This window comes from Nostoc sp. 'Peltigera membranacea cyanobiont' 213, from assembly GCF_002245975.1.
GTDB lineage: Bacteria > Cyanobacteriota > Cyanobacteriia > Cyanobacteriales > Nostocaceae > Nostoc.
In genome coordinates this window covers 1-15,551 of sequence record NZ_NOLI01000168.1, presented here as the reverse complement: position 1 = coordinate 15,551, position 15,551 = coordinate 1, and the positions used below count along the sequence as shown (strand labels likewise).

The window sequence follows — 15,551 nt, the reverse complement described above, 5'->3', positions numbered from 1 at the left end:
ACTCAACTGAGAACCGCTATAGCGATCGCTTGTTGAACTCCAGAATGGATATTTTTTGTTCAGCCATTCCTACTGGAATATAGGACAAATTATTTTAAACTCTAAGAAAATTATTAAATAATATTTATATTTGCAAAACAACAATTTTTGTTGCATTTGTTTACATAATCTGCATTCCTCTATTGAGGTTTGTAAATAATTTGTATTTCTGCAAGGAATATTCCTTTAGACTGATCTTTAACCGAAAAATGTGGGAATAAACACAAATGCATTCGTTAAATATATTTTGTCACGAATTTGTAGTTGCTGTTTCCTTTGTAGCTTGCATTCTTGGACTGGTGTTACTGTGGGACAGCAAGCAACAAAAAAGTGATGTGGAAGAAACAGAGGTGATTCTGTTTAGAATGAGCTTTACTTATTGGCTAGTTTATTGTGTAGCTTTTGGCATAGAGAAAATAATTTTACCCGAATGGGAATCTGTAGTTATGACTTTGAAAATAACTACTGCTCTGTCATATTTCTTAACTTTTTCGTGCATTCTTAGTCTGCCACTACACAAATTTGCAGTCCACCGTGTTGAAGAATAGACATTCTAATTGGGCATTGGGCATTGGGCATTGGGGATGGTTAAGACCTCATTGCGATCGCTAATGCTGCTTCCAGTTCTGATTGTGCCAAAGGGGTCAAAATAAACACCTCTTGTACCGTTTTTCCCTGCCGGGCAATTACTTTATAGCCGCCGCGAATTGGTACTGAGATACGCAGTTGCATTTTTGGGCAATGACCTCTCGATCGGCTAATTACTCCTGGCGTTACAGTTTGGATGCCATCTTGCTGACAAAGACGTTCTAAAATTGGGATAAGACCAGAAAGGTGTGTCGAGTGATTCCAAACTAGTCTGGCAGCTTTTTGTGAAGTCGCCCGGAGTGAATCTGCGGTGGGTTTGCCCATAATAATTAAGCTGCTTCTAGAGGTGCCATTGTCAAACCTGCTCGGCGCAGCTGCTGGTGATAGAGTTCCGCAGGTTCTTGAGGGCCGACCCAAACGATCGCTTGACCTTCATAGTGTACCTGATTAGTTAGATCCCACGCGCGATCGCCACTCATTCCCGGAATATATTTCATCAAACATTCAGACACATGTTGGAATGTATTAAAATCATCGTTTAATACAATCACTTTGTAATTGGGATAAGTCTTACGGATAACTTGACTAGACCGTTCAGGAGCTATAGTTGGTGCTGTCGCCATCCCGAAAACATCTGCTGAAACTATCATAAACATAAAACAATTGGTCAATAATATTTGACAAAACTACAACTCACTAGTTTAGTGCATTGTCATTTGTGCAAAATTAAATCACAAATGACCAATGACAAATGACCAATGACTATCTACCGCCAATTATCCCAGTTTTCGTTAAAAATGGATGTATCGGGGAAGGCGGTGGGGTTGCCATTTTGTTGCAAAAGCCTTTTGAGTGCTTCGAGTTGTGGCTCTTGTTTGGGTAAATCATCGACTAGTTGGTAGGGTGCGATCGCATTTTTGATGGCAAAACTAGCAACAGTTCCCGCAGCCGCGCCAGATGACCATTCAAAGGAATGGACTCGATAGGCAGCAGCAGCAATATGACTAGTAGCAATGCTTTTGCCTCCTACTAGTAAATTATCAATTTTCTGGGGAATCATGGCCCTTAGAGCGATTTGGAAGGGATAAGCTTGTCCAGCGCCACGCCTTTCACCTGGACGTTCTGTATTACCAGGGGCTTCTGGGGGACTATTCACCATGCAAGGATGGAAATCTATAGCGTAGTGACCAATACCCACAGAATCGGGGAAGATGGTAGAACGAGTCCGTCGCATTGCCTTCTCTGGTGAAACTTTGCCATCAATTACTGATACAGCTTCCAAACCTGCAAGTGCTGCTCGTAGCCTACGATACATATCTGCTGGCAGAGTCTTGGAGTAATATTCATCAGTGTAATCTCGGCGAGAAATATCAATTTCCCAAATACCAAAGCCATCAGGTTGTCCCCAACTCGGGCGGCCAATGATGCGCCGTCCTTCACGCATGTAAGGATATTTTGATAAGCCATGCACTGTACCCATCGGGGAATTTAAACCCGAAACAAAGCGGTTATTGCTTTGCTGCTGCTTTACACCATCCCCCAGTTGAGAATCTGTAGTCCCAGCTACCAACCAGTAATAGAAAGAGATAGCATTTTCCTCAGCTTTGCGGAGGGTTTCTGTCCGCAGTCCTCCCATCCAGCCCCCTGGGTTTAACTGTCCAGTGCTTTGTAACTGTTGGCGACTGTAAATCAGGTTATCTTGGGCTGTTCCAGGACGATAGTCGTTACCCCAAGTCCAGTTTTGCATCGATATATCCCCTGGTGTAGGAGCATCAAAACTTATACCACCGAATTTTGCTGGTTTCCCTTTATTTGGACTCAAAATGCGACGATAGGTGAAAACTAAATCAAAGTTAGCTAGTCGCGTTAATTCATAGCTAAAATATGGCGCATATTGTGAATAAAATGGGGGCATCGTCTGTGGTTGCGGTTCCTTAGTTGCCTCCATTGCAAAGGTGTAAGTAAATCCTTGAGGGCAATAAGGATCGTTGTTGGTGCTGGAAGCAGAGGGTTCCAGGTAGGAACGGGCATCAATACCCAATCTATAGGGGACATCAGCTAGTGCAATAATTTCTCCGGTTTCGCTGGCATCTACAACGTACCACTTAGGAGCATCCCCTTTCCCTACCTTGGGAAGAAAACGGACAATAGTTTTGGTAAACCGAGATGAGTTTTCGTAGCTATAAGAATCTTCAATAGTTTGAGATAAAGTGTAGGTATTGAGAGGTGGTGCGCCTTTGGGTGGTTGATGTTGGATAGCGATCGCACTATTAATTATTTTGCCATCAGCAGCAATTTCCAAATCCTTAATTACGGTGTTGGGAAACCATTGCAACTTCCCCTTACCCTGCTTCTCGGCATCTTTGAGCATTTGGGTTAAAATGGCGTGAGAATCGCGGGGAAGAAAGCAGGATTCACTTACCCAACAATCACCGGGGTTAAGTTTGCCATATTTGCGCCCAATCCGGTTTCGCAATTCCAGGTAGCCGCGAGAATAGAATTTGAGAGTCCGTTGAGTTGGGCGTTCGTCTAACGCAGATGTCCCTTGAGAAGAAATTTGTCCTCCCAGCCAGTCAGTAATTTCCGTCAGACAAACCGTTCGTCCTGCTAGCAACCCTTCGTAAGCTGTGGCGACACCAGATAGTCCACCACCCACAACTAAAATCTCGCAGTTGACACTTTTATCTGGGGTTCTCGGTGGTGTGGCGTATACGGAATCAAATGCAACTAAGGTAGATATTAAATTCAGACCGATCAGCGATGTTAAGCTATAAGCTACTTTGTGTCTGTGCTTCATGGTTAAAAAACCGCTCCAAATCCTGTGTCACCTTGTAGAAGGTAGCATCTAGCAAATGTTTAACTCAAGGGATTCTTCAAAAGGTAATCTACGCGATATAGCGTAAAATTAAAGCTTTTGAAGCGAATAGCACACTCGAACAGGTGAAAATCTTAATAAAATAAGTATGAGCGCCTGGTTCAATTTTCACTTCACCCAATTCTTGAATATGAGCGGCATTCACCTATTGACTTATCAGAGTCTCGTTTAGTTTAAGCAGCCATTGATAACATGGCTCGTCAATTGGAGCAATGTCCCTGCGTTGCTGTGCTAAAGATTCTGTATAAGTTATAAGCCAAGCAGAAGCAAGTTCTTGTTCAGTTGCAACCTCTTCTATTAATGTACGAGAAAACTGTAGTTCTACCCATTCCTCAAAAGTCAGTATTTCAAGGGATATTCCAAATATTTCTTCAATTTCATGACATCTAGACACCAGTTCATTAATGCGTTCAGCTTCAATACTTGTAACGAAACCAGCCTTTTTAACGGCGGGATGTATTTCCAGTTTTTCTGATAACTCCTCAATCTCATCTCGCAAGTATGACTTACCATACTTAGCATCCCAAGCCTCCACAATTTGCCTATCCTCTAAAAGTTCAATATCACCGATATTGCCATGCTTCTTATTGGCTGAACGCATTTGCGAAAGTGGTTTTAGCAAACTGTTGGGAAAAACTTGATATTGTTGCATAGCCTGCATTAAGCTATGCATGGCTATCTCCATTAAACGAGCGGCATAATCAGATTGATTAATATGACGTAGTATAAAACTTAATGAAATTCCTTTATCAATAATTGTTGCTCCCAAAAAGGAAGCCAAATTATCAATAGTCTGGGAAGCTAATCTTCTAAAGTTATCTGCTTGATTGAGTAGTTGCGAAAGAAGATAGCGTAGTGCTAATTCAGAAACTATTTCATCTTTCTCAATTGCCTCAACAAGACTTATCCATTCAGAACGTGCGCCTCTTATATTTGCTTTATATACAGATGAATATGGATAATTTTCTGCTAGACTCCGTGTCATCATGAAACCATCTGCATTCAATCTTAATAGTTCATATTTTCGTAATACAGGTGTAATGTATTGCTTATCAAGAGAACGCATAGAGATACCATCACACCAAGAAAAGTCTCTTGTAGCCGTACTACCCTTGTGTAACCTAATACTTTGTTCTGCCTCAATTGCCTTAACACACAACTGTAGAATTGATAAACCCACTAATGCTCTACCAACTTCGCTAGTGACTGACTGTACAAGTCTATCTAAAAGGTGTTTATGCGCTGGAATCAGTGGCAAGAAATCAAGATTTGATGAAAAATCTCTGCAAAACAAAATCTGTCTCTCTAAGTAACCTCCAGACAATTCTGCTGCTATTTTTTTGTACCGTGTCTTTGCAGCTTGACTCATTCCTCCTTCTTGAAAGTATTGAATTGTTCCATCAGGTAAAACCAACTCACTTCTGTTTATATAGACTCTCAGGTGTAGCTCATTCATGATGTGTTTATAGACTTTTGCGAAGTTGCACACTTTTAGGATTTAGCGTAGGAAAAGCGTAAGGAATTAAATACTCGCCTTTGGGAATTTGTGGATTTGTGTTATGATTTCTAACTTCGTAACCTATGGCTCGTAGAGACTGAAGATAGGAGAAAACATCTTCTGCTTTCACACCCCATCGGTCTGCAAGCTCTGTAGCGGAAAGTTGAGCAGCAGTACCAATACACCTCGCTACACATTGGATTACCCGCCAAAGTGAATTAACCTTCAATTGAGCATGAAAGGTTATTATTCCACTAATTCGGGCATTGTATTGATAATATCCAGATAACTGCACTAAATCCGCTTTTCCTGTAGCTTCAGTTAACTTCTCTTCAAAAGCTTTCCAAAGAGATGTATATAAGTGTATATCAAGAGCCTTACCACAAAGCTTAACTGAATGTGTTCCCAGAACCCATTCATCGTGACCATAAGATGGATTAATATCTATAACGAATTGCTCTTCTTCACAATTATCATTGATACCTGCTGTGAACACCCAGCATGAATCATTCAAATCGTATGATATGTAAATTTTTACACATTCAGGGCTTGGTTCACTTGTCCAAGAGAAATCAGCAGATAAAAATCTGATCATTTTTCCTTTGTTTTCATATTGAAAACGAGGTACAGATAAAATTTTTCCTGTTTTACATAAATCTGTAATTGCAGACTTAGCCTTTTTAGAATAAATTTCGGTTAACTTTCTTTTACGCTGCCGAAAACCTAGTTTTTTATTTTCAGGTAAGTAAACTATAGGAAAAGATAATTCAAATTTAATTACTTGTTCTAGAATACTAAGAGCCAATATCCGACCAAGTTGAGGAGGCACTGAATTTCCGATTTGTTCAATAGAAACTTGCCTATTACCAAGAATTTCATAGTCATCAGGAATAGTCTGTAATCTCTTTAACTCTGCGATCGAGAATCTCCGATTTTCCCAACTAAAAGGTCCGGTGTATTGTCCACCTTGTGCCTTAATTGTGCGTAGTGGATTTGTTGGATCTGCTTTGTAGAGAAAATCTGAAAATTTTGATCTCCAGCTAAATATTGGGTTAGGATAACCCATCTCTTTTGTATAAAAACTGTAGTTTAGTCCAGGTGGTATATGTTCGAGCAGATGTCCAAAACGTCCGCCTAAACCTAGACCTTTTTCAACCTCTAAAATATCAGCGCCTTCTACAGCTTCTCCTGCTGAATAATAAGAATTTTGATTAAGAGAATCAGGACCATGAGTAGGATAGGGAAATAAATATTCACCCTCTTTTAATCCAACAATAAATAAACGCTCCCGATGTTGAGGTACTCCATAATCAGCGGCATCAAGAATACGGAAATAAATATTATAGCCAACTTCTCTAAAAGCTTCTTGAATTTCTTGCCAAGCTTCTCCTCCATTAGCACCAGTAATCCCATATACATTTTCAAATAGAAATCCTTTAGGCTTAAGCAGATTCAGAATACGAACATATTCTTGAAATAGTGTACCTCTAATATCAGTTGTTCCAGACACTCCAGCCGCCCTACGTCCGGCAGCAGAGAAAGTTTGACAAGGAGGGCCTCCAATAATAAAATCTACTTTCAGATGAGGTTCAGGTAGATACTTTCTAATATCAATACATATAGGTTCAGAGCCTTCTAGCCACTTATCTGGTAAGGAATTTATTTTTAAAGTCTGAACATACTTGGCTTCAAGTTCTACCATTTGAATGATTTCAAAGCCAGCATCATGAAATCCAATGTCTAACCCACCACCACCAGAAAATAAGCTGAGTGTTTTAATAGGAGTATGTCCTTGTTGGATCAGCCATTGGCGGAGAGATTTACCAAAATTATCAGTCCATGCTGGTTCTTGCCTGACTGCAAGAATGGTTAAAATATTCTGGAACCAATTTGTATTTGTTGGCTCGGAGCTAGACACATCAGAGAAAAGAGACAACTGTTGCATTACGTAATTTAAAATATAGCCCTTGGAGATTGTGTACAATATTCTTTGGTGAGACAAAGGGGTTAGAGGCTAGAGACTAGAGTAGTGTATTCTATCCATCTGCAAACCGCTATAGATGCTAGAGATACAAAAGCTGAGGGACTAAAGCTTAGGTTGGGCTTCTTTAAATTTATGTCTTGCAAAGATTCTTGGAAATAGTAGATTGTATGTTTATCGTGCAAAAATTCCCCTAAGTCGCCTCAAGATGGGGAACTTCTGCACGGTACTTGCTTCTTTCCAAGCGGCTGCGATCGCCCGTCAGGAAAGCGTCACTCGGTAAAGTTATTTTAGGCTTTCTTCTGTTTTATTCACCACACTCTTACGCTCTTACTCTGCTTCGATTAATACAGAAGTGGGCCGTTTGCCCACTTGCGTTAGTACATCCGATCGCTGAACTGTTTTAAGATAATTGCGATCGCAACCTACCCGTGAAAAACTCTGCCCAAGTTTAATCCCTACCCGAAAGATCAACTATAGATATGTGGTGATTTCGTATCTCTATCTGAAATTAAAAACTGCTCTTGCCGAAAGTAGACAAGAGCAGTTTTTAATAACAAAGCCCAAAATAATAATTTAGGCATCTTCAAGTTCAAATTGAGCCACCGTAACAGCGTTAAAAGCGAAAGCTAAAACCAATGGCATCGGCGACTGAAACCAAAAGGTAAAAAGAACAGCTAAAATTGTCCCAATTACTGCGGACATCGACCACAATCTTTCTTCAAAGGTCAATCCCTTCTCAGCTTTAATCACTCTGAGAACATTCACTGGGATTGGTTCTGGCATTACCCCACCTGGCGGAAAAGCCCAGAAGTTGTTACGTCGCTCTACAAATAAATCTGTCCAGCCATTTTCTTGGCACCATGCCTCAATCCATTGAAGTGAGTAATGATTCATCATCGCGTTTCGGAGTTCAGTTTGTAGAAGTTGTGTACTCTGTGAATATAAACTCTTGGAGATTCCTAAATAACTAACTAATCACTATAAAATTAATCGCTAATTATCCAACTTTTAAGCTTTGTTAAGTAGTTGAGACGCATATAACTACGCTCAAACCTTACTTTCACTAATTAGAAGATTAGCAGTTGATGGAAGCTGTTTAATTTAAAAGACAATAAACTTTACTTGAAAGGTTGAAAGTCAAGAAATGTAAATAAGCAAGTGAGTATTACTGCTTAATCAAACTCTTGATATCTTAAAATTACAATCTAAAAATGAATAATTGTGAACAAACCAACAAGGATAGGCATAGCCCGTCTTAGACTTTGCTTTCTCCGGCTAAACTATTCCTTTATATTCTGCTAAAGCTTGTGTAGTGTCAAAAACAACTGCTAATTAATCAAATTATTGATATTGAGGACTAGGGCATATTTTCAAAATCTTTATATGCTAAGACGTAGGCGATCGCTATGTTGTCACGATCAACAGAAGAGGCTTAAGTAACGAACAGTGGGAGATATCATACCATTTCTGTTTGAAAGTTACGCAAAACTACACGCGATAGGGACAATTCACAAATTGCCCCTACCTGAGTATTAAAGTTTTGGCTATTGTTTGCATGAGTCCTGTCTGCGTCTGGAAAGGTTAAATATTTACTTTTAAACCGTACAGGCGCAGAGAACACAAAGCAAAAAAGAGATTTTTGGAGTTATCTTGAAAAGGCTACTACACATTGACAGAAGTAGCTAAATATGTACACAGATTTTCAGGCATTTAAGTTTGATTTTTTCACTATTAGCTAGCGATGCCTACGCTAGCCTGGAACAGCGAATTTAGTAATGCAGATGAAAGTCATTTTGTACAGTTCGTCAGTCCTTAATTTATTACATTTAATTACGTCTACCTACTTAAGCCATAATTTATTGTCTAGCCGAGCCTGATTTTTTCATTCCAGGTTGGTTTGGCGGAGTTGGGGAATTTGGCTGGCGACTAGTACGAAAAGTCACATTCACGCCTTCGTTCGATTGCTCCAGAACCAGTAGAGGCGTGGGTTTAGCCTTTTGATCCCAATGCATAGTAGCAATCCGACCCTGAAGTGTTGGTTGCCAACTATCTTCATCTTCTATGGGACTTAGATAAGTTTCTATACAGTCAATAATTTGACTAATAGTCGCAGAAGTTGCTTGCGTCGGTAACTTCATTAGCCGGACTTGAATGCGAAACAGCACTCGTTTAGCAGAGTTCCCTGGACTCCCAGTTTCATACTCTACATCAAAAGTTTCATCTACTTGCCGTCCAGAGCTATTAGCAATTCCGACAGATCCTTGTTGGGCTTGATTTGGACGCAGAGCTTGAGTAACTTTATCTTTAATCTGAATCTTCACCTGATTAAGGATTGCAAAATGAAACACCTCCTCTGACATCCGCATTCGCAGATAATCTAGGTTAAAATCCCGTGAGTTGACCAAATCGGGATTAGTTTCCATTTTGCGAATCGTTTCCAGCGCCAGCTTAAACTTTTTCTCTAATTCTCGCGCCCGGAATTGTTCAAACTTAAGTTTTTTCTCCAGCTTATCCTTCTGGAGCTTACTATAGACAATTAAAGCAATCACCGCGAAAGCCAGTCCTCCAGAAGTTACCAACAATAATGGTGGTATTTGAGGATTACTTGCTGGCACTTCCTGGGTTGCTTTTTTAGGCTTTGGCACTGGGGATTGGGCAAGAAACATCGAAGTGAGCATGGTTGGAAACTGAAAAACTTGACTCCTGATGTTTAGGATGCCCAAATCTTTCATGCCATCTTGCTGTATGATTAATATTTTTAACAGCTTTTTACAAAACCCCCTATGTCCAGACATTTGAGCATCCCTGCCCTGTCTGAGGTTTCATCTACAAGCTTTAGCAATATTCGTCTGATAGCCACAGATATGGATGGCACGCTAACTAGACGAGGAAAATTTACTTCCGCACTGCTGCAAGCTTTAGAGGATTTAGCGACTGCTGACATTAAGGTGCTGATTGTCACAGGACGTTCTGCTGGGTGGGTGAGTGGATTGAGTGCGATTATGCCAGTAGCAGGTGCTATGGCAGAAAATGGCGGTTTGTACTTTCCACCTGGAAACCAGAAACCAGTAGTTTTAACAGCCATTTCTGATTTAGCTCAACATCGTCAGCACTTGGCTATGACTTTTGAGAAATTACAAACTAAATTTCCTCAAATCCAAGAATCTGCTGATAATCGCTTTCGCATCACCGACTGGACTTTTGATGTAGCTGGTTTGAGTCAAGACGAATTACAAACCCTAGATAGTCTTTGTCAACAAATGGGTTGGGGATTTACCTATAGCAATGTGCAGTGTCACATTAAACCCCAAGGACAAGATAAAGCTGTGGGATTATTGCAAGTACTGCGCGAATATTTGCCCCAGTACTTACCAGAACAAATTGTTACTGTTGGCGATAGCCCTAATGATGAAAGTTTATTCGATCGGCGTTATTTTCCTGTTTCTGTAGGCGTGGCGAATGTGCTGGAATATATGAATCAGTTAAAATATCACCCTGCTTATATTACTAATGCTGCTGAAGGTGAAGGATTTTGTGAGTTATCTAGTTATATTTTGAAAAGCTTGCACATTCCAAGTTAGGAAAAGCCAAACTTGCTCTACAATAATCTCGTAGCACTGATTTTACAACCATGACGGCTACTTTACCTGTTGGTATCGAATCAGAAATCTTCTATCCCAGTGCTGATGGTCAACCAGTGGCAGAAACCTACGACCACCTTTATGCCTTGCTAACTACCTTGGAAGTCCTAAAACAGTATCTGGCAGACCGTCAGGCAACAGTATTAGGAAATCAATTTCTTTACTATGCACAGGGCTTTCCCAAATTGCGGGTAGCCCCAGATGTAATGGTGATTTTTGATGTTCCACCTGGTGGTCGAGACAACTATAAAATTTGGGAAGAGGGTCAAGTACCCACAGTTATTTTTGAAATGACATCCTTTGGTACTAAAGGACAAGACGAAATCTTCAAAAAAACTCTCTATGAGCAGCTAGGTGTCAAGGAATACTGGCTATTTGACCCTAAAGGCGAGTGGGTGGAACAACAGTTACGTGGCTATCGTCTGCGGGGAGAAATCTACGAACCTATAGAAGATGGACGCAGTGAACCATTACAACTGCGTTTGGTGATTGAGGGAAGGCTAATTGGGTTTTACCGAGAAGATACTGGGGAAAAATTACTCATCCCTAATGAACTGGCAAAGGCTTTGGGGCAGGAAGTTTTAGCAAGGCAGCAGGCAGAAGAACTGGTAGAACAGGAACGCCAACGAGCAGAACAGGAACGCCAACGAGCAGAGCAAGAACGTCAACGAGCAGAACAAGAACGTCAACGAGCAGAACAGGCAGAATTGCAGATAGAACAGTTAAAGGCAAGGTTGCGTTCGCTCAATGTAGACCCCGATACTATTCAGTAATTCCAAAAGTTGCAACGCTGAATAGTTTGTTGTAGATATCGCCCTCAAGGTACTAATCAGTAAGTAACCGTGAAATCGAAAAATTATTACACACAAGTAAACAATTTGTTACCTGTATCTTTGCCACATTTATTACCTTAGACAGAATACAATAGATGGGTATCCACGGCGTTTCAATCTTGGAAATCTCAACAGTACTAATTTGATTGATGAAACTATTTTATACATTCATTCGCCAGAGGTTAGCGTTTTCTTTCCGACTTCCACTAGAAAATCCAAGACCAATGTAGAGTCAAGAATTTACCTGTAAATACAGAGGTATAAAATTATGCAAGAAATTGAAAGATTCTTCAGCAACTTTTTCAGTGGCATACTCAACCGTTTTAAGTATTCTGCGATGGACGCTGCCGATCGCAAAATGAGAGAAACTATCGACGACCAGGTAGAACAACGGCGGCAGAAACCCAAGCCAAAGGATCGAGAAGACCGCGATTTGTAATTCGTGATTAGTAATTTTGAGTTAAATCAAGCATAGCGCTTCCTAATTGTTGAGTGGGCAGCGCTATTTTATCGCCCCACCAAACTCTTGCGAATATGCTAACCTAATATGGTTAACTAATCTCGCACATCTAAGAATTCGGGTGTTTCCCTGTTGGGAAATGCACTTGGATGGAGGTTTAACCCGAATCGGAGTAAGAAAATATATGCCAGTAGTTTCATTGGCTCAAATGATGGAGTCAGGGGTTCACTTTGGGCATCAGACCCGGCGTTGGAACCCAAAAATGTCTCCTTACATTTATACTTCCCGCAATGGCGTGCATATTATCGACTTGGTGCAAACTGCCCAGTTGATGGATAATGCTTACAACTACATGCGATCGCACGCAGAACAAGGGAAGAAGTTTCTTTTTGTCGGCACTAAACGCCAAGCAGCTGGAATTATTGCTCAAGAAGCTAGCCGTTGTGGTTCCCACTATATTAACCAACGCTGGTTGGGCGGAATGTTGACCAACTGGGCAACTATCAAAACACGAGTTGACCGTCTGAAAGATTTAGAACGCCGTGAAGAAACTGGCGCACTAGATTTATTGCCCAAAAAAGAAGCATCAATGCTACGTCGGGAAATGACGAAGCTTCAGAAATACTTGGGCGGCATTAAAACAATGCGAAAAGTACCCGATATCGTGGTCATCGTAGACCAACGGCGGGAATATAACGCAGTTCAAGAATGCCAAAAGCTGAATATTCCCATTGTATCCATGCTGGATACAAACTGTGACCCAGATGTAGTAGATATCCCCATCCCAGCAAACGATGATGCTATCAGATCAATTAAGCTGATAGTCGGGAAATTGGCGGATGCCATTTATGAAGGTCGTCATGGTCAGCTGGAGGCTGAAGAGTATGACGAAGATTACGACGGTGGTGAGTATGACGATGACTACGAAGAAACCGAATATACTGATGCCGTAATTCCCGACGAGGAAACAGAAGAATAGTGCTGTTAGCGGAAAGCTAAGGTTTAGCCCGTGAAGAGTGCTAAGTCCTGAGTAAAATAGAAAGACTCAGCAAATTGGATAGTGCTGAGTCTTGATTTTTGAAGTTCTTAAGTTGTGATTTGTCAATGAAGAATAAAATTGATAACTGAACACTCAAAACTCAACACGGGCTAAACGCCCCGCTAAGGCTAACAAAACTCAGCACTAAATTAGCTGAGTGATTACAACTCGAGGTCAAGTTAGGAATTGAGGCAACATGGCGGAAATATCTGCAAAACTCGTCCAAGAGCTACGCCAAAAAACTGGTGCCGGCATGATGGACTGCAAAAAGGCGCTGATAGAGACTGAAGGCAACGTAGAAGAAGCCGCAGACTGGCTACGGAAAAAGGGCATCTCTAAAGCAGGGACAAAAAACGATCGCATTGCGGCAGAAGGTCTAGTAGACACTTACATTCAGCCTGGTGGCCGCGTAGGTGTACTGATCGAAGTCAACTGCCAAACCGACTTTGTTGCTCGTAACGACGCTTTTAAAGCTTTAGTTAAGAACCTCGCAAAGCAAGCAGCGACTGCTGATAGTGTTGAGTCTTTGTTAGCTCAACAATATGCTGATAATCCAAGCGGGACTGTAGAAGAATTCATCAAGCAAACTATTGCTACCCTCGGTGAAAATATCCGAGTGCGTCGCTTTATCAATTTTGCATTAGCAGAAGGCACGCAAGGAGTAGTAGACAGCTACATTCACACTGGCGGTCGAGTTGGTGTATTAGTAGAACTGGGTTCTGAAAGTGAGTCAGTGGCTGCTAATTCAGAGTTCCAAACCTTGGCACGGAACACCGCAATGCAAGTTGCAGCTTGTCCAAATGTCGAGTATGTGAGCGTAGACCAAATCCCCGCCGAAGTTGCCCAAAAAGAAAAAGACATTGAAATGGGCAAGGATGATTTGGCGAACAAGCCAGATAATATCAAAGAAAAGATTGTTCAGGGACGAATTGAAAAACGCCTGAAAGAATTGACTTTGCTCGATCAGCCTTACATCCGCGATCAGAGTATTTCCGTAGAAGACCTCTTGAAGCAAGCGAAGACGCAATTAGGCACAGAGATTCAAGTGACTCGCTTTGTCCGCTATATATTGGGCGAAGGCATTGAGAAGCAAGAAATTAGCTTTGCTGATGAAGTCGCTGCACAAATTAGCAGTATGTAATATTATTGGTCATTGGTCATTGGTCATTTGTCATTAGTCTTTACCAAGGATAAAGGATAAATGACAAATGACCTTTACCAAACAGGTCAAGCAAATAGCCTGACCTGTGTTTTTTTTAGTAGATAGATGAAATATCGCATTTAATTTAAAATCTAAAGACCTTTGGGAAGTTATTATAAAATAAGTTTGTACATTTGTACTATTTAATAGTTCACATGGACAAGAACGAAAAGATATGGCAAGAGCAATCGAGCGAATTGAACGGGATATTGAAGCACTCAAAGAAGCGATTCGGGCGATCGCAATAGAACTACAAAACGCTTATGCTAGTTATCTAAACACCTTAGGGCTAGCTGTACGAAAACAGTTGATTCTGGCGAGTTACCATCTTTGTACACAGGGGTATCCCGAAAACTTTCTGCATCTGTCATTAAATCAGCGCCAACAATTGCAACAAGCCATCCGCAAGTCGGGTCAGGTGGCAGCAGAGCAATTGCTCGCTTGTATTAAAAGTGACGAAGCTGGATTAGATAAGGAAGAGGTGGAAGAGGAAGATAAGGAAGTAGCATCTTCTGAACTTCTAGACACCTCAAATTCTCAGCCTTTGACTACCGACACTTCTAATCCTATAGAACTGGCAAAATGGCAACAGAACTTAGAAGAGGTCACGCAAGAGATACTGAAAAAAGTTTCCCATGATGCTAATCTTTTATTACAAAAATCTGGGGTATTACCCAAAAAATTACCAGAACCGATTTTAGCGGCTGCGGCTGCGGCGGCATCAGAAGCATCTGCCGAGGCTATGCCAGGGCCACCAAACTTATTAAACTTAGTAATTGAAATTGAAAATGAGCAGCAGTCAGAAGATTCTGGACTGACGCAAATCATGGCTATTAATTTACGGCTAGGGGAAATTGAATTTGCTGATGTGGCACTCTCCTCTGAACGCAGACAAATTCGCAGTATTTTAGTTCAGCTAAACAAGCTGGGACGAGAGTATCAAAAGAAACATCGGGAAAGAGCGATCGCAGAAGCAGAAGCTGCATGGCGTGCTAGTTGGTTTGAATAAAGTTATGAATTATGAGTTATGAGTTATTTATTCCTAACTCCTAACTACTCACTCCTAACTCCTAACTTTTAACTCTGCTGACCAATGACTAATGAAAAACCAGATTGGATACGATTGCAGAAAGCCTTGGCAATAGAAGCTGAACGAGGCTTTACAGACTTGATGGGCAGAGAATACCGTTTCAGTGAATTTCTAAGTCTGACTTTGGGCAAATTCCCAACAGGCTTACCCCAAACTGAACGCCGCCGTTGGCAAGGACTAGCGGTGCAATTTGCTAGTTATCCACATCTGGCGCTGGAAGAAAGACAACATTTAGTAGCAGAGACTCGTAGATATCTCTCCCAGCTACAGCAAGAGGAGGAGGGGGAGCAGGGGAAGCAGGGG

14 protein-coding genes and 1 pseudogene are annotated in these 15,551 nt (G+C 41.1%); 8 read left to right on the top strand and 7 right to left on the bottom strand.

All coding sequences use genetic code 11. The features are described 5' to 3' along the window. The first annotated feature begins 266 nt into the window (after positions 1-266). Positions 267-587, top strand: coding sequence for a hypothetical protein (locus CDG77_RS29785; RefSeq protein ID WP_094332855.1), 321 nt, complete (start codon positions 267-269; stop codon positions 585-587). Between the two features lie 40 nt (positions 588-627). Here the strand turns inward: CDG77_RS29785 and CDG77_RS29780 are convergent, their stop codons facing one another. The 7 genes from CDG77_RS29780 to CDG77_RS29750 form a co-directional block, all read right to left on the bottom strand. Continuing rightward, a complete protein-coding gene (locus CDG77_RS29780) occupies positions 628-951 on the bottom strand; it encodes a DUF2103 domain-containing protein (protein ID WP_094332854.1) in 324 nt (107 codons plus the stop codon). 5 nt (positions 952-956) lie between these two features. Beyond that, positions 957-1,277 carry an ATP-dependent Clp protease adapter ClpS gene (gene clpS, locus CDG77_RS29775; protein ID WP_442946448.1) on the bottom strand — a complete coding sequence of 107 codons (321 nt, stop codon included), beginning with the start codon at positions 1,275-1,277 and terminating at the stop codon, positions 957-959. Positions 1,278-1,393: 116 nt separating this feature from the next. Further along, on the bottom strand, positions 1,394-3,424 hold the full coding sequence (locus CDG77_RS29770) for an FAD-dependent oxidoreductase (protein WP_094332852.1): 2,031 nt from the start codon (positions 3,422-3,424) through the stop codon (positions 1,394-1,396). Between the two features lie 223 nt (positions 3,425-3,647). Further along, positions 3,648-4,916, bottom strand: a complete 1,269-nt coding sequence (locus tag CDG77_RS29765; protein ID WP_223270048.1) for a hypothetical protein — start codon at positions 4,914-4,916, stop codon at positions 3,648-3,650. A gap of 49 nt (positions 4,917-4,965) precedes the next feature. Further along, a complete protein-coding gene (locus CDG77_RS29760; protein WP_094332850.1) occupies positions 4,966-6,945 on the bottom strand; it encodes a DNA cytosine methyltransferase in 1,980 nt (659 codons plus the stop codon). 612 nt (positions 6,946-7,557) lie between these two features. After that, positions 7,558-7,881 carry a hypothetical protein gene (locus CDG77_RS29755; protein WP_181154152.1) on the bottom strand — a complete coding sequence of 108 codons (324 nt, stop codon included), beginning with the start codon at positions 7,879-7,881 and terminating at the stop codon, positions 7,558-7,560. Between the two features lie 959 nt (positions 7,882-8,840). Beyond that, on the bottom strand, positions 8,841-9,662 hold the full coding sequence (locus CDG77_RS29750) for a hypothetical protein (protein ID WP_094332856.1): 822 nt from the start codon (positions 9,660-9,662) through the stop codon (positions 8,841-8,843). A 105-nt stretch (positions 9,663-9,767) separates the two neighbouring features. Between CDG77_RS29750 and CDG77_RS29745 the strand changes: the two genes are divergently transcribed. The 7 genes and pseudogenes from CDG77_RS29745 to CDG77_RS29720 form a co-directional block, all read left to right on the top strand. Beyond that, on the top strand, positions 9,768-10,565 hold the full coding sequence (locus tag CDG77_RS29745) for an HAD family hydrolase (protein ID WP_094332848.1): 798 nt from the start codon (positions 9,768-9,770) through the stop codon (positions 10,563-10,565). Positions 10,566-10,615: 50 nt separating this feature from the next. Then, positions 10,616-11,398 (top strand): Uma2 family endonuclease, encoded by a 783-nt coding sequence (locus CDG77_RS29740; protein WP_094332847.1) that lies wholly within the window; start codon positions 10,616-10,618, stop codon positions 11,396-11,398. A 328-nt stretch (positions 11,399-11,726) separates the two neighbouring features. Beyond that, the gene (locus CDG77_RS36960; protein WP_181154154.1) at positions 11,727-11,897 is read left to right on the top strand and encodes a hypothetical protein; all 171 of its coding nucleotides are present in this window, start codon (positions 11,727-11,729) and stop codon (positions 11,895-11,897) included. A 205-nt stretch (positions 11,898-12,102) separates the two neighbouring features. Further along, entirely contained in the window at positions 12,103-12,897 is a 795-nt protein-coding gene (gene rpsB, locus CDG77_RS29735; protein WP_094332846.1) for a 30S ribosomal protein S2, read from the top strand. 256 nt (positions 12,898-13,153) lie between these two features. Beyond that, positions 13,154-14,098: a translation elongation factor Ts gene (tsf, locus tag CDG77_RS29730; protein WP_094332845.1), complete on the top strand. Its 945-nt coding sequence runs from the start codon at positions 13,154-13,156 to the stop codon at positions 14,096-14,098. Between the two features lie 235 nt (positions 14,099-14,333). Continuing rightward, positions 14,334-15,167, top strand: coding sequence for a hypothetical protein (locus CDG77_RS29725; protein ID WP_094332844.1), 834 nt, complete (start codon positions 14,334-14,336; stop codon positions 15,165-15,167). An 84-nt stretch (positions 15,168-15,251) separates the two neighbouring features. Beyond that, positions 15,252-15,551, top strand: a pseudogene (locus tag CDG77_RS29720) (ATP-dependent DNA helicase RecG); the annotation flags it as partial.